Source organism: Shinella pollutisoli (assembly GCF_024609765.1).
Classification (GTDB): Bacteria; Pseudomonadota; Alphaproteobacteria; order Rhizobiales; family Rhizobiaceae; genus Shinella; species Shinella pollutisoli.
The window spans coordinates 62,341-78,588 of sequence record NZ_JANFDG010000021.1 but is presented as its reverse complement, the minus strand read 5'-3'; the positions used below and the strand labels follow the sequence as shown (position 1 = coordinate 78,588).

At 65.3% G+C, this 16,248-nt stretch carries 24 protein-coding genes and 1 tRNA gene; 5 read left to right on the top strand and 20 right to left on the bottom strand.

Annotated elements, in window-relative coordinates; genetic code table 11:
- Positions 1-15 precede the first annotated feature (15 nt).
- The 8 genes from NNZ72_RS17340 to NNZ72_RS17305 form a co-directional block, all read right to left on the bottom strand.
- Positions 16-213, bottom strand: a complete 198-nt coding sequence (locus tag NNZ72_RS17340) for a hypothetical protein (RefSeq protein WP_257316674.1) — start codon at positions 211-213, stop codon at positions 16-18.
- 204 nt (positions 214-417) lie between these two features.
- Positions 418-666: a hypothetical protein gene (locus NNZ72_RS17335; RefSeq protein ID WP_257316673.1), complete on the bottom strand. Its 249-nt coding sequence runs from the start codon at positions 664-666 to the stop codon at positions 418-420.
- Positions 663-914 (bottom strand): hypothetical protein, encoded by a 252-nt coding sequence (locus tag NNZ72_RS17330; protein WP_257316672.1) that lies wholly within the window; start codon positions 912-914, stop codon positions 663-665. The genes NNZ72_RS17335 and NNZ72_RS17330 overlap by 4 nt, the downstream gene beginning before the upstream one ends.
- Complete coding sequence (locus tag NNZ72_RS17325) at positions 911-1,204, bottom strand: hypothetical protein (RefSeq protein WP_257316671.1); 294 nt, start codon at positions 1,202-1,204, stop codon at positions 911-913. Before NNZ72_RS17325 ends, NNZ72_RS17330 begins: the two co-directional genes overlap by 4 nt.
- Positions 1,197-1,904 (bottom strand): hypothetical protein, encoded by a 708-nt coding sequence (locus NNZ72_RS17320; RefSeq protein ID WP_257316670.1) that lies wholly within the window; start codon positions 1,902-1,904, stop codon positions 1,197-1,199. The genes NNZ72_RS17325 and NNZ72_RS17320 overlap by 8 nt, the downstream gene beginning before the upstream one ends.
- Entirely contained in the window at positions 1,901-2,278 is a 378-nt protein-coding gene (locus NNZ72_RS17315; RefSeq protein ID WP_257316669.1) for a hypothetical protein, read from the bottom strand. Before NNZ72_RS17315 ends, NNZ72_RS17320 begins: the two co-directional genes overlap by 4 nt.
- The gene (locus NNZ72_RS17310) at positions 2,275-2,520 is read right to left on the bottom strand and encodes a helix-turn-helix transcriptional regulator (protein WP_257316668.1); all 246 of its coding nucleotides are present in this window, start codon (positions 2,518-2,520) and stop codon (positions 2,275-2,277) included. Before NNZ72_RS17310 ends, NNZ72_RS17315 begins: the two co-directional genes overlap by 4 nt.
- Positions 2,504-2,689 (bottom strand): Arc family DNA-binding protein, encoded by a 186-nt coding sequence (locus NNZ72_RS17305; RefSeq protein ID WP_257316667.1) that lies wholly within the window; start codon positions 2,687-2,689, stop codon positions 2,504-2,506. Before NNZ72_RS17305 ends, NNZ72_RS17310 begins: the two co-directional genes overlap by 17 nt.
- Before the next feature lie 108 nt (positions 2,690-2,797).
- Here NNZ72_RS17305 and NNZ72_RS17300 point away from each other — a divergent pair, with 108 nt between their 5' ends.
- A complete protein-coding gene (locus NNZ72_RS17300; RefSeq protein WP_257316665.1) occupies positions 2,798-3,145 on the top strand; it encodes an Arc family DNA-binding protein in 348 nt (115 codons plus the stop codon).
- 23 nt (positions 3,146-3,168) lie between these two features.
- Positions 3,169-4,260, top strand: coding sequence for a tyrosine-type recombinase/integrase (locus tag NNZ72_RS17295; protein ID WP_257316664.1), 1,092 nt, complete (start codon positions 3,169-3,171; stop codon positions 4,258-4,260).
- Between the two features lie 58 nt (positions 4,261-4,318).
- On the opposite strand, the gene NNZ72_RS17290 is transcribed toward NNZ72_RS17295, so the two are convergent.
- Positions 4,319-4,394 (bottom strand) — tRNA-Ile (locus NNZ72_RS17290).
- Between the two features lie 156 nt (positions 4,395-4,550).
- Between NNZ72_RS17290 and NNZ72_RS17285 the strand changes: the two genes are divergently transcribed.
- Entirely contained in the window at positions 4,551-5,300 is a 750-nt protein-coding gene (locus tag NNZ72_RS17285) for an SIMPL domain-containing protein (protein ID WP_257316663.1), read from the top strand.
- Positions 5,301-5,388: 88 nt separating this feature from the next.
- On the opposite strand, the gene NNZ72_RS17280 is transcribed toward NNZ72_RS17285, so the two are convergent.
- From NNZ72_RS17280 to NNZ72_RS17255, 6 genes are all read right to left on the bottom strand, one after another.
- A complete protein-coding gene (locus tag NNZ72_RS17280; RefSeq protein WP_257316662.1) occupies positions 5,389-5,772 on the bottom strand; it encodes a hypothetical protein in 384 nt (127 codons plus the stop codon).
- 97 nt (positions 5,773-5,869) lie between these two features.
- The gene (locus NNZ72_RS17275) at positions 5,870-6,226 is read right to left on the bottom strand and encodes a nuclear transport factor 2 family protein (RefSeq protein ID WP_257316661.1); all 357 of its coding nucleotides are present in this window, start codon (positions 6,224-6,226) and stop codon (positions 5,870-5,872) included.
- 56 nt (positions 6,227-6,282) lie between these two features.
- On the bottom strand, positions 6,283-6,705 hold the full coding sequence (locus NNZ72_RS17270) for a secondary thiamine-phosphate synthase enzyme YjbQ (RefSeq protein ID WP_257316660.1): 423 nt from the start codon (positions 6,703-6,705) through the stop codon (positions 6,283-6,285).
- 13 nt (positions 6,706-6,718) lie between these two features.
- On the bottom strand, positions 6,719-6,847 hold the full coding sequence (locus tag NNZ72_RS17265) for a hypothetical protein (protein ID WP_257316659.1): 129 nt from the start codon (positions 6,845-6,847) through the stop codon (positions 6,719-6,721).
- 74 nt (positions 6,848-6,921) lie between these two features.
- Positions 6,922-7,275 carry a DUF1428 domain-containing protein gene (locus NNZ72_RS17260; protein ID WP_257316658.1) on the bottom strand — a complete coding sequence of 118 codons (354 nt, stop codon included), beginning with the start codon at positions 7,273-7,275 and terminating at the stop codon, positions 6,922-6,924.
- Between the two features lie 135 nt (positions 7,276-7,410).
- On the bottom strand, positions 7,411-7,983 hold the full coding sequence (locus NNZ72_RS17255; protein ID WP_257316657.1) for a transglycosylase SLT domain-containing protein: 573 nt from the start codon (positions 7,981-7,983) through the stop codon (positions 7,411-7,413).
- Between the two features lie 284 nt (positions 7,984-8,267).
- On the opposite strand from NNZ72_RS17255, the gene NNZ72_RS17250 reads away from it, so the two are divergent.
- Positions 8,268-9,374 (top strand): branched-chain amino acid ABC transporter substrate-binding protein, encoded by a 1,107-nt coding sequence (locus NNZ72_RS17250; protein WP_257316656.1) that lies wholly within the window; start codon positions 8,268-8,270, stop codon positions 9,372-9,374.
- 229 nt (positions 9,375-9,603) lie between these two features.
- Here the strand turns inward: NNZ72_RS17250 and rpoD are convergent, their stop codons facing one another.
- From rpoD to NNZ72_RS17230, 4 genes are all read right to left on the bottom strand, one after another.
- Positions 9,604-11,655, bottom strand: a complete 2,052-nt coding sequence (gene rpoD, locus NNZ72_RS17245; RefSeq protein WP_257316654.1) for an RNA polymerase sigma factor RpoD — start codon at positions 11,653-11,655, stop codon at positions 9,604-9,606.
- A 405-nt stretch (positions 11,656-12,060) separates the two neighbouring features.
- A complete protein-coding gene (locus NNZ72_RS17240) occupies positions 12,061-12,408 on the bottom strand; it encodes a GFA family protein (protein ID WP_257316652.1) in 348 nt (115 codons plus the stop codon).
- Positions 12,409-12,425: 17 nt separating this feature from the next.
- Positions 12,426-13,460, bottom strand: coding sequence for an L-threonine 3-dehydrogenase (gene tdh / locus NNZ72_RS17235; RefSeq protein ID WP_257316651.1), 1,035 nt, complete (start codon positions 13,458-13,460; stop codon positions 12,426-12,428).
- A 30-nt stretch (positions 13,461-13,490) separates the two neighbouring features.
- Positions 13,491-14,681 (bottom strand): glycine C-acetyltransferase, encoded by a 1,191-nt coding sequence (locus NNZ72_RS17230; RefSeq protein ID WP_257316650.1) that lies wholly within the window; start codon positions 14,679-14,681, stop codon positions 13,491-13,493.
- A gap of 105 nt (positions 14,682-14,786) precedes the next feature.
- On the opposite strand from NNZ72_RS17230, the gene NNZ72_RS17225 reads away from it, so the two are divergent.
- The gene (locus NNZ72_RS17225; RefSeq protein ID WP_257316649.1) at positions 14,787-15,557 is read left to right on the top strand and encodes an SDR family oxidoreductase; all 771 of its coding nucleotides are present in this window, start codon (positions 14,787-14,789) and stop codon (positions 15,555-15,557) included.
- 158 nt (positions 15,558-15,715) lie between these two features.
- Here the strand turns inward: NNZ72_RS17225 and NNZ72_RS17220 are convergent, their stop codons facing one another.
- The gene (locus tag NNZ72_RS17220; protein WP_257316648.1) at positions 15,716-16,186 is read right to left on the bottom strand and encodes a VOC family protein; all 471 of its coding nucleotides are present in this window, start codon (positions 16,184-16,186) and stop codon (positions 15,716-15,718) included.
- Positions 16,187-16,248 lie beyond the last annotated feature (62 nt).

Sequence of the window (16,248 nt, the reverse complement as noted above, 5' to 3'; positions counted from 1 at the left end):
GCCCTGGCTCCCGGCTCATCGGCGGAGAGAATCGAGATAACCCCGGTAGGTCGATAAACAGCGGGCGACATCGTATTCGTTTCGGCCTAACCGCCCCTCGATGTGCCCTTCTTGGATCAACTGCTGGAATCGTCGTGGCTCAAGCCCAAGCGCCTCAGCAACCTCCTTGCCGGTGCCGACAAGGATTTCTTTCACGACCTGAATTTTTCTCACCGGGGCGTCCTCCAAAACGAAACCGAAATGCAAAAATAAAACTGCCAAAATCGCTCAAAGACTGCGCTGCTCTGCACCCGCGGTCGGGGGCCCGGGGCCGGGAAGAACCTAGCCGTGGGGGGCATGGCCGGCGGCTCGTGGTCCTTGCGGCGCCGCTCTTGCATCATGCTCATCGCGCCGGTGATGCAGTCGGCGATATGGGTGTCATGCATCGCGGCGTCCTCCGATGCGCGGGATGAAGCGCGGGTCAGCCTTGAGTGTCCGCTTAGCATCCCGCATGGCGAGGGCTGCCGCCGCCTTGGTCCAGAAGATGTGTGGCGGCGAAAACGGCTCGCCATCCAGAAGGATTTCGATCACCTCCACGGAGACAGGTCCGCACGGGATTTTCCGGCCGTCGCTAAGCACTACCTCGACAACATCTGCGGTGGCCTGCACGAGGTCGATGTCGGTCATTGCAGCACCGCCCCCGCCGGCGCTCCCGCCAGCTGCTCCAGCTGCACCGCCAGCATTTTGTATGCCGCCACGGCCTCTGCCTCGTCGTCGTGCATTGAAAGGATCTCGGTGCCTCCGGCGTCTTGGTGGACCACAGCATATCGCCGCCTGGGGTGTGCGACTTCTACGGCGAGGGCGGTTCCGTCCGCTAGCTCGACGGCTTCCATGGTGACGGTGGCCGGAACGACGGCGAGTCGGTGGGTGGTCATGCTACGGCTCCTTTCCTGCGAAGCGGCACGATGTTGCGGGTGATGATGCATTCGCCCCGCAACCGCTCCAGCTCGTCCATGCGGCGTTTCACTGCGTCGAGAAAAAGGTCAGCTCGGTGGAATGCCGCCCCCCTGCGCAAGCCGGCCGCCGCTGCTTCCCGGATGATCTGACGATCGAGATCGCGAAGGGCGTTGCTACGGGTGATCTGTCGACGAAGGCGGGCAATACGAGCGGCCTCCAGGCGCACGCGGCTTTCGTCAGCATCGGGTAAGACGAATACCTCAGCCATGAGTCCGTCCCCCATCAGTGCCATACTGAGACGTTTCAACAAGTGGAAACGTCCGTTGATTGACCTCATGAGCGTGAGCGAAAGAATCCGGCGAAGCCGGTTGACGGTTTACTTCGTAGTTAAGGTGGTGCGCCATGGAACCTTCAAGGGTTCCACCATGGAACATGTTGCTATTCTGCAACTCTACGAAACTGGCCGCTTCCTGCTCCCAACTCTCCACCGGATTGAGCCGGTACGCGATGCCTCGAAGAGAGCGTCGGCTTCCGTGTACGGCCTGATCGCGGATCTCGGGAGGAAGATTTTTGACTCGCACCGGAGTGTAAGCGCCGATCTCAAATGCCCGCTTCAAGGCTTTGCCGAGATTGGGGCCGCGGCTGTAGCCCAGTTCTCTCGCAATGCGATCCTGTGAAGGCCAAGCGTAAAGGTGCTTGTGGTTGACGAAGGACCAGACGCGCAACGCAGCAACCTTTTCCGTTGCCGACAGGGATTGATGAATGAGAACGGCCTCATGCCAATGTCGCAGAATGCCCTGCTGCGAGGCCGCCGTCGCGCGCTCAATCTCGCGAAGAATCGAGCGAAGTAGATCCCAAGAGGTGCCGAGCTGTGACGCCAGTTTCTCCCCCTCGCCCCACCGATTTTCAACCAACTCCTCCCGCTGGTATCGCGGGAGGGTTTCGAGGTGTCGGCGCAGCACACTCATGCCGGCACCACTGCGACGAGGGAGCGCAACAGCGGCTCGATAATGCCGGCATCGAGGGGATCAGCGGAGGCCAACAAATAGGAAGCCTTCCGCTGAACGTCGTCAAGCGAGGCGACAGGCACCCGGATGATGCGGTCATTCAGCGCGAGGAGGTCGCTGGACAGGCCGTCCACCTCTATGTCGTCGGCGCTCGTCTGCATCTGAGCCGTGATCGATTCCGCTTCGACGATCAAATCGCGCAGGGATGACCTTTCAACCGAAGATATGATATTCGTCGCGTTGTTCATGTTCTTTCCTCGCTCAGGATTGACGGAACCATGGTCCGGGTCGGTTGCCGCCGATGCCGGGCCTTCTGTTTTGACGACGCGTGTCATGCTGACCTCCGCGCAAAAAGCTGATCGATTTTGTTGCCGCCCTCCTCCGGCAGATCAGTGAACGCGGCATCCAGCGCAAGACGATCCCATACCGTGCGGCCATCAATCCGCTTTGGCTTTGGCATCCGGCGGGCTGCAACGAGTTCGTCGAACTTGGTGGTGCCCACGCCGACGTAGCGGGCAGCTTCTTCGCGACTGAGGCCTCGCGGAGCATAGGCAATACTGTCACGCCCGATCGCCATCGCGCTCGTCCTCCCGCATGCCAATCACCCGTTCGAGGCAGACCACGATTTCAGAATTGAGGCTGCGTCGGTTGGCTGCCGCCCTTGCTTTCAGCTTCTCCCGCATTCCATCAGGAAGACGGAGCATCACCTGGTCCGCTCCTCTTCCCGGTAGCGCATTTGGGTTCATGTCATTCACCTCTTGGTAATACTAAGCAGATATGACATAGCAAGCAGATAGGATTGACGTCAATTGAGAAATGTATCTGCTTGATATCATCGCAGGAGAATTTTAGGCATGGGCCCAAACCGCACAGGCATAGACCAATTCCAGCTTCGCCTCCCATCCGGCCTCAGAGAGCGTATAAAGTCGCGGGCCGAGGCTCATGGGCGATCGATGAATACCGAGATTGTCGTTTGCTTGGAGCAGAGTCTCAGCGGCGAAGGCTTGAGCGAAGAAGCGCAGGAAACCATTCGAAGGCTGCGGGAGGATATCAGTCGCCTCGAGGGGATGAATGAAGCTCTTGGCAGGACCGTCAAAGCTTTCGTCGATCATCTCAGCGTATCGGACGAAGGAAAGCAGCTGATCCTGAAAAAAATCCTTGAAGATGAGTTTGTTCGCATCCCGGCAAAGGAAGGCGAATAGACGCTTACACCCGAGAGCGCGAAATGACCAACGACGACCGCCGCCCCTACCTCTCCAGCTTCCAGGACCGCCACGGCCGCACACGCTGGCGCTACAGGCGCTCAGGGAAGACGATCTCCATCCCGGGGCAGCCGGGAGAGCCCTGCTTCGAGGAAGCCTATCAGGCCGCCATAGAAGGGCGTCCTGCGCGAAAGGCTGTCGTAGTCGCCCATCCGGGCGCCACAGTGCCAAAGTCGTTCCGTGATGCATGGAAGCGCGTTCTGCGCACACCGGAATGGATACGGCATGATGACGCGACGAAGGCGAAAAATATCCGGCTTGCAGAGGAGTTTTTGAATCTTCCCGTCGTAGCTGACGATCCCTCCCTTTGGGCAGAGATGCTTGTCGAAGATATCAAGCGTCGGCACATCAAAGACATCCTCGCCCGTTTCTCGGCAACGCCGCACAAGGCCAAGCACTTGCTGGTGACGATCCGGAAGATGCTGCACGTTGCGCTAGACGAGGAGTGGATCGAGGTCGATCCTACCTACAAGCTCGCCTACCGGCCGGAATACAAGGGATGGCGCGCCTGGACGGAAGCGGAGCGGGAAGCTTTCGAAGCCCGATGGGCGATCGGGACGACGCCGCGGACATGCTATGCGCTTGCCCTGTGGCTCGGAAACCGTCGCTCGGATGTGGCGAAGGTTACGTGGGACATGTTCGATTTCCGACGCGGCGTCGTGATGTTCGAACAGACGAAGGGCGGAAAGCGCCTCGTGTTGCCGATCACCCCGATGCTTAGGGACGCACTCGCGCCCCTGCCCCGCGCAGGCGATACGGTCCTGTTGACGGCATATGGCAAGCCCTTCTCCGAGAAGTCCCTCACCGGCCGCATGGCTGACTGGACACACAGCGCCGGCATGCCGAAGGGATGCACGATGCATGGCCTGCGCAAGTCGCTCGGCAAGCTTCTGGCGGAGGGCGGGGCGAGCACACGCCAGCTAATGGAAACGCTCGGTCACGATGACATCGAACACGCGGAACTTTACAGCCGGGAAGCATCACAGGCGATTCTAGCAAGGGACGCCATGAACAAGGTGACCCGCCTCGTCCAAGGGAAAAAGAAGCGTGGCTAACCATCTGGCTAACCCAATCGGCTAACCGCCGTACAACTCATTGAAATTAAAGAAATTTTGGTGGGCCCGGAGGGACTCGAACCCCCAACCAAGCGGTTATGAGCCGCCGGCTCTAACCATTGAGCTACAGGCCCAGCCCGGCGTTCGGCCGGGGCCGGCGGTCTCAATGGCGGCCGACGGCAGGGGTTCGTCTAGACGAATTTTCGGGCCGCCACAAGCCGCGCCGCAATGCGTACACAATCGCAGGCGAAGAACGGCGCGAGGGACACAACCAAAAGGGAGACGCCCCCATGCTTCATACCTCCTTCGGCCGCCGCTCGGCCGCCGGCCTCTTCGCGCTGTCGCTGGCGCTCGCCGCCGCGCCTGTCGCCGCACTCGCGCAGGATGCCGCCGCGCCGCGCCGGTCGACCATCGTCGTCACCGGAGAGGGCCGTGCCGAGATCGCGCCCGACATGGCGCTGATCGACATCGGCGTCGTCAAGGACGCCAAGACCGCGCGCGAGGCGCTCGACGCCAACAATGCGGCGATGGCCGAGATGCTCGCCGCGCTGAAGGAAGCCGGCATCGCCGAACGCGACATCCAGACATCGGGCTTCTCGATCAACCCGCAATACCAGTATCCGCAGAGCTCAACCGGCGAGAACCCGCCGCCGATCCTCGTCGGCTTCCAGGTCGCCAACACGGTGACGCTGCGCGTGCGCGAGCTGGCGCGGCTCGGCGAGGTCCTCGACAAGGCCGTGACGCTCGGCGCCAACCAGGGCAACGGCATCCGCTTCACCAACGACAAGCCGGACGCGGCGATCAGCGAGGCGCGCAGGAAGGCGGTGGAGAACGCCATGGCCAAGGCGAAGGAGCTGACGGAAGCCGCCGGCGTCGGGCTCGGCCGCGTGCTGGAGATTTCCGAGACGACCTACCGCGCCGAGCCGATGCCGATGATGCGCGCCATGGCGAAGGACTATGCCGAGAGCGCCGTGCCGCTCGCCGCCGGCGAGAACAGCTATTCGGTCACGGTCAACATGACCTTCGCGCTCGGCGAGTGATATCGAAAACGCGAGAGGCCCTCCCGGCTTTCACCGGGAGGGCCGCCGTCCGCCGGCCGGGGGTGACGTGACGGACGGCATGCCGTCCTCAGCGCCGGAGCACCGGGCAATGGCGGGCATTGGCGAAGGCGATGCGGCCGTGATGGCGGAAGCGCACGCCCTCGACGACGACCCGGTGCGGCGTCACATGCGCAACGCGGGCATGGCGCAGGCCGTAGCCGCGGGCCTTCTCGACGGCGAGCCGCGGCGAGCACCGGCCGCGCATATCCGAGCCGTGCGGGCGGCGGTCGCGGTTCCACCCGCGATCATGGCCCCGGTCGTGACCCCGGTCATGGTCGTGGAAACCGTTGCGGTAGCCGACGGTTTCGATCGCCGCATCGGCCGGCGCGGCGGAGGCGGCCGGCACCGTCACGGCAAGGGCGGAAAGGCCGAGCACGGCGGCAAGAACGGTTTTCGCAATCAGGCTGGTCATGGCAGGGTCTCCTTGGTTGTCCGCCCGCGACAGGCGATTGCAGGGACCCTAGCCGGGCAATGCTGAACGGCGGCGGAACCGGCCGTTCAGCCGCGGTTCACGCGCCGTCGGCCGAGAAGAAGGCGATGCGCAAGATCCGGTCGTCCTCGACCTCGAGGAGCAGGATCTTCTCCCGCGAATGGGCGGCGCCCGCCGGCGAGCGGCCGCGCGCGGTGAGCCGCACGGCGGCCGTGCCGCCCGTCTCGTCGGTCATCACCTGCGCGTCGCCATAGGTCTCGTCGAACGCCTGGAAATGGCGCGCCAGCCGCTCGCGCAGCGCCGCGCGGCCGTTGTCCATGCCCTCGCCGATGCCGGAGATCGCGATGTCCTCGTCCGCCTTTTCGGCGAGTGCTGCGACGTCGCGCGCGTTCAGCGCCGTGACGACGGTCCTGGCGATGCCTGCGATGTCTGCCATGTCCCCCTCCCTGGTTGATGCGGCCCTGAAACGCGCGGGAAACGCGGCGGGTTCCCTCAGGCGCTGAGATGAAGCACGATTTCGCGCCGGTACGGCCGGTCGCGGTGCTCGAAGAGATAGATGCCCTGCCAGGTGCCGAGCGCAAGCCGCCCGCCGGTGACGGGGATGCCGAGCGAGACCTGCGTCAGCGCCGCCTTGATGTGGGCCGGCATGTCGTCCGGCCCCTCCAGGCGATGCGTGATCCAGTCCATGGACGGATCGTCGGAGGGCGGCACGAGGCGGCGGAAGAACTGCTGGAGGTCGCGCCGCACGTCGGGATCGGCGTTCTCCTGGATCGTCAGCGAGCAGGACGTGTGCCGCACGAAGACGGTGAGCAGACCCTCGCCCGCGCCCGCGCTACGCACGAAGGCCTCGGCCTCGCGGGTGAATTCGTAGAGGCCCTGCCCGCGGGTGGAAAGCGTCAGGATCGTCTGCGGCACGGCCGCCCGGGCGTCAGGCGCCGAGCGCCCAGAAGGCCGCCCCGCCGACGAGGATGAACAGGATCATCAGGCCCATGAAACGACCGAGGCCGGCATTCGTGTCCGTCCTGCTGCCGACGATCGCGTAATAGAGCTTGAGCATCTGCGCCCTCCTTGTCTGGTTCATCGGCCCCGCAATATCGCCTTGCGGGCCGCCGGACAAGGCCGGCGATGTCGTCACAGCTCCAGGAACGCCTCGAAGCCGCCCCAGACCATGCGCTTGCCGTCGAAGATGTCCTTCCACTCCTCGCCCTGCATGCGCGGATCGGCCATGATCCTGGCGTTGATCTCGTCGCGCTTGGCGCGGGATTCGTAGGTGATCCAGGAGAAGATGACCACCTCGTCCTCGCGCGCCTGCACGGCGCGGGGAAAGGAGGTGAGCTCGCCGTAGCGCACGTCGTCGCCGATGCATTCCACGTAGTCGATGGCGCCGTATTCCTTCCAGAGGGCGCCGGCGGTGCGCGCCATCGCCTTGTAGGCATCCAGCTTTGCCTTGGGTACCGCCAGTATGAAACCGTCCGCATAGGTCATGATCGTATCCTCCTTGCCGGTTGGGATATCGCCCGCCGCCACGCGCGAAGGGTCGGTCGACGGCGTCGACAGGTCAAGGACGCAGCCGGCCCGGCGGTTCCGACACCATGCCGAAAAAAGAGGGCGGCGGCCGGCCTACCAGGCGCCGCAGTTGCGCAACTGGCGCGCATAGGTGGCGGCCATGCCGGCGGCGCGCTTGGCGCCCGTCCTGGCCGTGCCGCTCCACTTGCCGCGCTGGTAGCCGGCATGGCCGTGGTAATAGGCGATGTAGAGGCGGTAGGTGTCGTTGAGGGCGATGCCGTTCTTCAGGTGGCTCTGGTGGTGGTACCAGGCGATGAAGCGGATGGCGTCGCCGAAATCGGTGCGGCTCGCCATGTAGCGGCCGGTCACGCGCTTGTAGCGCGCCCAGGTGCCGTCGAGCGCCTGCGAATAGCCGAGCGCGGAGGATTGCCGCTTCCAGGGGATGAAGCCGAGGAGCTTCGTGCGCGGCGGGCGGGCATTATGGCGGAAGCCGGATTCGGTGTAGATCGTCGCCATCAGCACGGGAACGGGCACGCCGTATTCGCGCTCGGCACGGTAGGCGTCCCGGCGCCAGTTGTTGAACAGGCCATCTCGTTGCTCGAAGATCGCGCAGGCATTCTGCGTCTGGCGCGGCACGGAGGCGCATCCGGCAAGCAACAGGAGGACGACGACAAGAACGCAACGCATCGCAAATCCTCGGGTTTGCGAAGATTTATAAATGGTGAATCTTAACGTTCCGTTTTTCCTCGAATGCGAGGCAGGGGCGGCGAATGACCGCATATCGGGCAGGCTGCATTATTTTGTTGCGCCGGGATGCGGGATTGCCTAATCAATCCCGGCGCGCCGGCCTGCCTCACGCACGATTGTTCCGGCCGCGAGAGAACCGCTCCCTCCCCGCTTTTCGGCGCGAATGCCTGTGGAGGACGGTCCCGATCTGGCCGCTCCCAAGGCCGTTTCCAGGAGAGAAGTTCATGAAGAAGCAGATTTTCGTCGGAGCAACGCTTGCCGCTTCGCTCGTCTTCGCGCCGCTCGCGCACGCGGACATCGTCATCGGCCTCGTCGCCCCGCTGACCGGCCCGGTCGCGGCCTATGGCGACCAGGTGAAGAACGGCGCGGAAGCCGCCGTCGCCGAGATCAACAAGAACGGCGGCATCCTCGGCGAGCAGGTCGTGCTGAAGCTCACCGACGACGCGGGCGAACCCAAGCAGGGCGTCTCGGCCGCCAACCAGATCGTTGGCGAAGGCATCCGCTTCGTCGTCGGCCCGGTGACGTCGGGCGTGGCCATCCCCGCCTCCGAGGTCTTCGCCGAGAACGGCGTGCTGATGGTGACCCCGACCGCGACCGCGCCGGACCTGACGGGCCGCGGCCTCGCCAACGTGCTGCGCACCTGCGGGCGCGACGACCAGCAGGCCGAGGTCGCCGCAGCCTACGTGCTCGCGAACCTGAAGGACAAGAAGGTCGCCGTCATCCACGACAAGGGCGCCTACGGCAAGGGCCTCGCCGACGCCTTCAAGGCCGCGCTCAACGCCGGCGGCGTCACGGAAGCCCTCTACGATTCAGTGACCCCGGGCGAGAAGGACTTCTCCGCGCTCGTCACCCGCCTGAAGGCCGACGGCGTCGAGGTCATCTACTTCGGCGGCTACCACCCGGAAGGCGGCCTGCTCGCCCGCCAGCTCAAGGACCAGTCGGTCGATGCGACGATCATCGGCGGCGAAGGCCTCTCCAACACGGAATACTGGGCGATCGGCAACGAGGCGGCCGCCGGCACGCTCTTCACCAACGCGTCCGACGCGCTGAAGAACCCCGATTCGGCCACCGCCGTGAAGGTGCTCGCCGAAAAGGGTATCCCGCCGGAAGCCTTCACGCTCAACGCCTATGCCGCCGTCGAGGTGCTGAAGGCCGGCATCGAGAAGGCGGGCAGCGCCGAGGATTCCGAAGCCGTCGCCACGGCGCTGAAGTCCGGCGAGGCGATCCCGACCGCCATCGGTCAGCTCACCTACGGCGAGACCGGCGACCTCACCTCGCAGAGCTTCTCGCTGTTCAAGTGGGAAGACGGCAAGATCGTCGCTGCCGAGTAAGGACGAAACGGCTGGAAATACGAACGCCGGGGTTCTGCCCCGGCGTTTTCGTTTGCGGTGGATGCTGTATCGCCCCTCATCCGGCCTGCCGGCCACCTTCTCCCCGTAAACGGGGAGAAGGGACAAGTGGCGAGGGCTTCCCGCTTTCGGGAAACCGGTGCGGCATACCCCTTCTCCCCGCCTGCGGGGAGAAGGTCGCGGCAGCGGGATGAAGGGGCGGACGCGCCGCTCAGCTGTCCAGGAACGAGCGCAGCTTGCGCGAGCGGCTCGGGTGCTTGAGCTTCCTCAGCGCCTTGGCCTCGATCTGGCGGATGCGCTCGCGCGTCACCGAGAACTGCTGGCCGACCTCTTCGAGCGTGTGGTCGGTGTTCATGCCGATGCCGAAGCGCATGCGCAGCACGCGTTCCTCGCGCGGCGTCAGCGAGGCGAGCACGCGGGTCGTCGTCTCGCGCAGGTTCGCCTGGATGGCGGCGTCGATCGGCAGAAGCGCGTTCTTGTCCTCGATGAAGTCGCCGAGGTGGCTGTCCTCCTCGTCGCCGACCGGCGTCTCGAGGCTGATCGGCTCCTTGGCGATCTTCAGCACCTTGCGCACCTTTTCGAGCGGCATGGCGAGCTTCTCGGCCAGTTCCTCCGGCGTCGGCTCGCGGCCGATCTCGTGCAGCATCTGCCGCGAGGTGCGCACGATCTTGTTGATCGTCTCGATCATGTGCACCGGGATGCGGATCGTGCGGGCCTGGTCGGCGATCGAGCGGGTGATCGCCTGGCGGATCCACCAGGTCGCATAGGTGGAGAACTTGTAGCCGCGCCGGTACTCGAACTTGTCGACCGCCTTCATCAGGCCGATGTTGCCCTCCTGGATCAGGTCCAGGAACTGCAGGCCGCGATTCGTGTACTTCTTGGCGATCGAGATCACCAGGCGCAGGTTCGCCTCGACCATCTCCTTCTTGGCGATGCGCGCCTCGCGCTCGCCCTTCTGCACCATGTGCACGATGCGGCGGAACTCCGAGATCGAGATGCCGGTCTCGGTGGCCAGGTTCTGGATCTCCTGGCGGATGTCGCGGATCGTCGCGTTCTCCGCCCGCGCGAATTCCTTCCAGCCCTTGGCGGCGAGGTTGCCGATCGACTTCATCCAGTTCGGATCGAGCTCGGCGCCGTTGTACTGCTCCAGGAACGAGTCGCGCTTGACGCCGTAGCTCTCGGCGAGCCGCAGCAGGCGGCCCTCGTTCTGCACGAGGCGCTTGTTGATGTCGTAGAGCTGCTCGACGAGGCTGTCGACGCGGTTCTGGTTGAGCGACAGCGATTTCACCGCCGTGATCAGCTCGTCCTTCAGCTCCTTGTAGCGGCGCTCCTGGGCGGGCGAGAGCGTGCCGGTCGCCTGCAGGCGGGCTTCCACCTGCTGGTCCTGCAGCTTGCGCAGCTTCTTGTAGGTCTCGGCGATCGTGTCGAGCGTCTCCATGACCTGCGGGCGAAGCTCCGCCTCCATCGCGGCGAGCGAGAGGTTCGACTCGTCGTCGTCCTCCTCCTCTTCCTCGACGGGCAGGCCCTCGCCGCCGACATTGGTGATGTCGTCGTCGTTGGCGGCGGTGCGGCCCTTGCGCGCCCTTTCCTTCTCTTCCGCCGCCTTGCGGTCGGCCTCGATCTTCTCCGGGCTCTGGAACTGCGGCGCGGCCTTGGCCTCGGGACCGGAATAGGTGGTCTCCAGGTCGATGATCTCGCGCAAGAGCGTCTGGCCCTCGTTCAGCTCGTCGCGCCAGATGATGAGGGCCTGGAAGGTGAGCGGGCTCTCGCAGAGGCCGGCGATCATCGTCTCGCGGCCCGCCTCGATGCGCTTGGCGATCGCGATCTCGCCCTCGCGCGAGAGCAGCTCGACCGAGCCCATCTCGCGCAGATACATGCGCACCGGGTCGTCCGTGCGGTCGGTCGGCTCCTTCTTGCGCGCGGTGGCGAGCGCCGTGCCGGAGGAGGTGGCGATCTCGCCGCCCTCGCCCTCGCCGTCGTCGCCTTCCTCGTCCTCGCCCGGATGCGCCTCCTCGGCGTCCTCGTCCTCGATGACGTTGATGCCCATGTCGGAGAGCATGGCCATGGTGTCCTCGATCTGCTCCGAGGTCACTTCCTCGGACGGCAGGACCGAGTTCAGCTCGTCCATGGTCACGTAGCCGCGCTTCTTGGCGGCCTTGATCATCTTCTTGACCGCGTCATCGGAAAGATCGAGAAGAGGGCCGTCGGTAGCGCCTTCGCGTTCGTTCTCGACTTCCTCGTTCTCTTTGACCTTTGTCGCCATCTATTCGTCGCTTTCCTGAAGCATCCAGTTTCGAGCGGTTCGGGCTTCCGCAGTCGGCCGCCTTCCGGCGAACGCCACCGCGAATCAATTTCCCTGACCTAACGGAATGACAATTAAATCCTGATTAACCACGCCCCGGCCCGCAGGTGCGTGGAGCCGTTGCCGGAGCAACGCGATTGACATGACTTCCCGATCCGCCGTACCCATTCCATCTGCGCCAAACAATGGTGATTCCCACAATTTTCGGCTCCGTCAAGCATTTCCGGCAAAAAAGGCCGAAATGCCTTCGATTCGGGCTCGCGGACGAGGCGCGCGGCGGCCCCGGCTCATCAGCCCTCATGTAGGGACGCATCCCGGAAAGACAAGGGCCGCCCCGCCCGCCGCCCGGGCGATTCGGCCTGTCCGTCAGAACGAGCGCCCGTCCACCTTGCTGATCGTCAAGGCATCGAGGTCGACGGCCGGCACGCAGCGCAGGTTGATCGCCGCCATGCGGTTGCCCTTCGGATCGGTGCCCTCGCTGTAGGGGGCGATGCCGCAGGTCGCGCAGAAATGATGGTCGATCAGGTGGCGGTTGAACCGATAGGTGGAGACATCGGCCTCCGGCGTGGTCAGCGCGAACTGCGCGTGCGGCACGAAGGCGAGCAGCGAGCCCCGGCGCCGGCACATGGAACAATTGCACTCCATCGCGGTGGTGAACTCCGCCTCCACCTCGAATGCGACCCTGCCGCAATGGCAGCTTCCCTCGTATCTCATTTCGGAACACCTCCCTGTTACCAATCCATCACGACCTTGCCGGAATTGCCGGAGCGCATGGCCGCGAAACCGTCCCTGAAATCGTCGATGCCGATGCGGTGCGTGATGATCGGCGACAGATCGAGACCGCCCTGCACGAAGGCGATCATCTTGTACCACGTCTCGAACATCTCGCGGCCATAGATGCCTTTCAGGGTGAGCATCTTGAAGATCACCTTGTTCCAGTCGATGCCGAAGCCGTCCGGCGCGATGCCGAGGATGGCGATCTTGCCGCCGTTGTTCATCGCATCGATCATCGAGCGGAAGGCGGGCGGGGCGCCGGACATCTCCAGCCCGACGTCGAAGCCCTCCGTCATGCCGATCTCGCGCATCACCGCCCGGAGGTCCTCCTTCGAGGCGTCGACGACATGGTCGATGCCGACCCTGCGGGCGAGTTCCAGACGCACCGGGTTGATGTCGGTGATGACGACCTTCCTCGCGCCGGAGCGCCTGGCGACCATCGCCCCCATGATGCCGATCGGCCCGGCCCCCGTCACCAGCACGTCCTCGCCCACGAGGTCGAAGGAGAGCGCGGTGTGGACGGCGTTGCCGAACGGATCGAAGATCGCCGCCACCTCGTCCGGCACGTCGTCGGGGATCGGCACGACGTTCGCCTCCGGGATGCAGACGAACTCGGCGAAGGACCCCGGCCGGTTGACGCCGACGCCGAGCGTGTTGCGGCAGAGGTGCCCGCGCCCGGCGCGGCAGTTGCGGCACTTGCCGCAGACGATGTGCCCCTCGCCCGAGACCCGCTCGCCGACATGGTAGCGCGTGACGGCCGAGCCGGTCTCGGCGATCTCGCCGACGAACTCGTGGCCGACGACCATCGGCACGGGGATGGTCTTCTCCGCCCAGTGGTCCCAGTTCCAGATATGCACGTCGGTGCCGCAGATCGCCGACTTTTTGACCCGGATCAGCACGTCGTTCGGGCCGGGCTCCGGCACCGGCACGGTCTCCATCCACAGGCCCGGCTCAGGTTTCGCCTTAACCAGCGCACGCATCATGTTCGACATGGGAAAACCTCCGCAAGCGATTCAGATGATTCAGACAATCACGCCCAGTTCACGTCCCGTCTCAGCGAAGACCTGAATCGCTTTCTCAACGTCGGCCCGGCTGTGCGCCGCCGACATCTGCGTGCGGATGCGCGCCTGCCCGCGCGGCACGACGGGGAAGGAGAAGCCGATCACGTAGACGCCCTTCTCCAGCATGCGCGCCGCCATCTCCTGCGCCAGCGCCGCCTCGCCGAGCATGACCGGGATGATCGGATGCCCCTCGCCCGCGAGCCTGAAGCCGAGCTTCGTCATCTCGGAGCGGAAGAGATCGGCATTGGCATAGAGCCGTTCGCGCAGCGCGGAGCCGTTCTCGATCAGGTCGAAGACCTTCAGCGAGGCGCTGGCGATGACCGGGGCGAGCGTGTTGGAGAAGAGATAGGGCCGCGAGCGCTGGCGCAGCCACTCCACCACCTCGCGCCTTGCCGCGGTATAGCCGCCGGAAGCCCCGCCCAGCGCCTTGCCGAGCGTGCCGGTGACGATGTCGACGCGGCCCTCGACGCCGCAATGCTCCATCGAGCCTCGGCCGTTCGCGCCGACGAAGCCGACGGCGTGGCTGTCGTCCACCATGACCATCGCGCCGTATTTCTCGGCGAGGTCGCACACGCCGCCGAGATTGGCGATGATGCCGTCCATCGAGAAGACGCCGTCGGTGGCGATTAGCCTGAAGCGCGCGCCCTCCGCCTTCTTCAACTCCTCCTCCAAGGCCGCCATGTCGTTGTTGGCGTAGCGGAAGCGCTTGGCCTTGGAGAGACGCACGCCGTCGATGATCGAGGCGTGGTTGAGCGCATCCGAGATGACGGCGTCCTCCTCGGAGAGCAGCGTCTCGAACAGGCCGCCATTGGCGTCGAAGCAGGAGGAATAGAGGATCGTGTCCTCGAAGCCGAGGAAGGACGAGATGCGCGCCTCGAGCTGCTTGTGTTCCTCCTGCGTGCCGCAGATGAAGCGCACCGAGGCCATGCCGTAGCCGTAGCGGTCGAGCGCGCGCTTGGCGGCCTCCGCCAGGTCCTCGCTGTCGGCGAGCCCGAGATAGTTGTTGGCGCAGAAGTTCAGCACCCGTTCGCCCGAGGCGACCTCGATTATGCCGGCCTGCTTGGAGGTGATGACCCGCTCGGCCTTGTAGAGGCCCGCGGCCTTGAGCGCGTCGAGCTCGGCGGAAAGATGGGCGAGGAAGGCGGCGGTCATGGGCGGCTCCCTTTATGATTATGATTGGACGCTGTCTTAGCATGGCGGCACGGCCATTGCAGCCCGCAGCTTGACATCACCGGAAACAGGACGGGATATGCGGACATGGGCATCATCGACAAATTCTCGCAGAAGGGGCGCGTGGCGCTCGTCACCGGCGGCGGGCGCGGGCTCGGCTTCGAGATCGCCAGGGCGCTCGCCGAGGCCGGCGCGCATGTGGTGGTGACGGGGCGCACGCGCGAAACGCTCGACGTCGCCGTGGCGGCGATCGCGCAAGCCGGCGGCAGCGCCGCGGCCGCCGCCTTCGACATCGCCGACGGCGCCGCGCAGAAGGCGCTGCTCGCGGCAATCGAGCGCGACCACGGCCGGCTCGACGTCCTCGTCAACAATGTCGGCGCGCGCGACCGTCGGCCGCTTTCCGGGATGGACGACGCAGCGATCGAGGCGCTCTTGCGCACCGATCTCGTCGCCGCCGCGACATTGTCGCGCGACGCCGCCGCGATCATGAAGCGGCAGGGCCGCGGCCGGCTGATCGCCGTCACCTCGATCAACGGGCACGTGGCCATGCCGGGCGACGGCGTCTATCCCGCGGCCAAGCACGGGCTCACCGGCCTGATGCGCGCCATGGCCGTCGAATACGGCCCGGACGGCATCACCAGCAACGCCGTCGCGCCCGGCTGGTTCGCCACGGAGACCAACGCGGCGATGGCCGCCGACGAGAGCCTGATGCCCTTCGTGCGCCAGCGCATTCCCGTCCAGCGCTGGGCGCGGCCGGACGAGATCGCCGGCGCCGCCCTGTTCCTCGCCAGCGACGCCGCCTCCTTCGTCAACGGCCACGTGCTGGTGGTCGACGGCGGCATGACGGTCAGGATGTGACACCGGGACGGTCCATGTCCGGCTCTCGCAAAACGGCCAGCCCCGTCCCTCGCCCTGACCTGCCCCGCGAACGCTCGACGGTCGTGGAGACAGCACGGCACATCCCTTCTCCCCGCCCGCGGGGAGAAGGTGGCCGACAGGCCGGATGAGGGGCAATCTCATCCGGCGGCCGCCGCCTCCAGCGCTGCGATGTCGAGCTTCACCATCTTCAGCATGGCCTCGGTGACGCGCCGCGCCCTGTCCGGGTCGGGATCGTTCATCAGCTCGCCGAGCCGCGCCGGCGCGATCTGCCAGGACAGGCCCCAGCGGTCGCGGAGCCAGCCGCAGGCCTCGACCGCGCCGCCCTCCTTGAGCGCATCCCAGAGCCGGTCGAGATCGGCCTGCGTGTCGCATTCGACCATGATGGAGAAGGCGTGGTTGAAGGGATCGAGCGGCCCGGCCTCGATCGCCATGTAGCGCTGGTCGCCGAGCGTGAAGCTCGCGATCCGCACGCTGCCGGCCGGCTCGCTCGACGTATCGGCCGGGATCGGTTTGATCCATTCCAGCACCGAGCCGGGGATGAGCGACGTATAGAAGCGGATCGCCGCCTCCATGTCCTTCTCGAACCAGAGATGCTGCGTGACTTTCATGGGACCGTCCTCCGTGATGACAGGTCCCAAGGACGAAGCCGCCGCGATTGTTCCGACAGGCC

Excerpts from the sequence above, each read along its gene's own strand:
- NNZ72_RS17335 (WP_257316673.1), bottom strand. The coding sequence starts at position 666 with ATGACCGACATCGACCTCGTGCAGGCCACCGCAGATGTTGTCGAGGTA.
- NNZ72_RS17330 (WP_257316672.1), bottom strand. The coding sequence starts at position 914 with ATGACCACCCACCGACTCGCCGTCGTTCCGGCCACCGTCACCATGGAA.
- NNZ72_RS17325 (WP_257316671.1), bottom strand. The coding sequence starts at position 1,204 with ATGGCTGAGGTATTCGTCTTACCCGATGCTGACGAAAGCCGCGTGCGC.
- NNZ72_RS17320 (WP_257316670.1), bottom strand. The coding sequence starts at position 1,904 with ATGAGTGTGCTGCGCCGACACCTCGAAACCCTCCCGCGATACCAGCGG.
- NNZ72_RS17315 (WP_257316669.1), bottom strand. The coding sequence starts at position 2,278 with ATGACACGCGTCGTCAAAACAGAAGGCCCGGCATCGGCGGCAACCGAC.
- NNZ72_RS17310 (WP_257316668.1), bottom strand. The coding sequence starts at position 2,520 with ATGGCGATCGGGCGTGACAGTATTGCCTATGCTCCGCGAGGCCTCAGT.
- NNZ72_RS17305 (WP_257316667.1), bottom strand. The coding sequence starts at position 2,689 with ATGAACCCAAATGCGCTACCGGGAAGAGGAGCGGACCAGGTGATGCTC.
- NNZ72_RS17300 (WP_257316665.1), top strand. The coding sequence starts at position 2,798 with ATGGGCCCAAACCGCACAGGCATAGACCAATTCCAGCTTCGCCTCCCA.
- NNZ72_RS17295 (WP_257316664.1), top strand. The coding sequence starts at position 3,169 with ATGACCAACGACGACCGCCGCCCCTACCTCTCCAGCTTCCAGGACCGC.
- NNZ72_RS17285 (WP_257316663.1), top strand. The coding sequence starts at position 4,551 with ATGCTTCATACCTCCTTCGGCCGCCGCTCGGCCGCCGGCCTCTTCGCG.
- NNZ72_RS17280 (WP_257316662.1), bottom strand. The coding sequence starts at position 5,772 with ATGACCAGCCTGATTGCGAAAACCGTTCTTGCCGCCGTGCTCGGCCTT.
- NNZ72_RS17275 (WP_257316661.1), bottom strand. The coding sequence starts at position 6,226 with ATGGCAGACATCGCAGGCATCGCCAGGACCGTCGTCACGGCGCTGAAC.
- NNZ72_RS17265 (WP_257316659.1), bottom strand. The coding sequence starts at position 6,847 with ATGCTCAAGCTCTATTACGCGATCGTCGGCAGCAGGACGGACACGAAT.
- NNZ72_RS17260 (WP_257316658.1), bottom strand. The coding sequence starts at position 7,275 with ATGACCTATGCGGACGGTTTCATACTGGCGGTACCCAAGGCAAAGCTG.
- NNZ72_RS17255 (WP_257316657.1), bottom strand. The coding sequence starts at position 7,983 with ATGCGTTGCGTTCTTGTCGTCGTCCTCCTGTTGCTTGCCGGATGCGCC.
- NNZ72_RS17250 (WP_257316656.1), top strand. The coding sequence starts at position 8,268 with ATGAAGAAGCAGATTTTCGTCGGAGCAACGCTTGCCGCTTCGCTCGTC.
- rpoD (WP_257316654.1), bottom strand. The coding sequence starts at position 11,655 with ATGGCGACAAAGGTCAAAGAGAACGAGGAAGTCGAGAACGAACGCGAA.
- NNZ72_RS17240 (WP_257316652.1), bottom strand. The coding sequence starts at position 12,408 with ATGAGATACGAGGGAAGCTGCCATTGCGGCAGGGTCGCATTCGAGGTG.
- tdh (WP_257316651.1), bottom strand. The coding sequence starts at position 13,460 with ATGTCGAACATGATGCGTGCGCTGGTTAAGGCGAAACCTGAGCCGGGC.
- NNZ72_RS17230 (WP_257316650.1), bottom strand. The coding sequence starts at position 14,681 with ATGACCGCCGCCTTCCTCGCCCATCTTTCCGCCGAGCTCGACGCGCTC.
- NNZ72_RS17225 (WP_257316649.1), top strand. The coding sequence starts at position 14,787 with ATGGGCATCATCGACAAATTCTCGCAGAAGGGGCGCGTGGCGCTCGTC.
- NNZ72_RS17220 (WP_257316648.1), bottom strand. The coding sequence starts at position 16,186 with ATGAAAGTCACGCAGCATCTCTGGTTCGAGAAGGACATGGAGGCGGCG.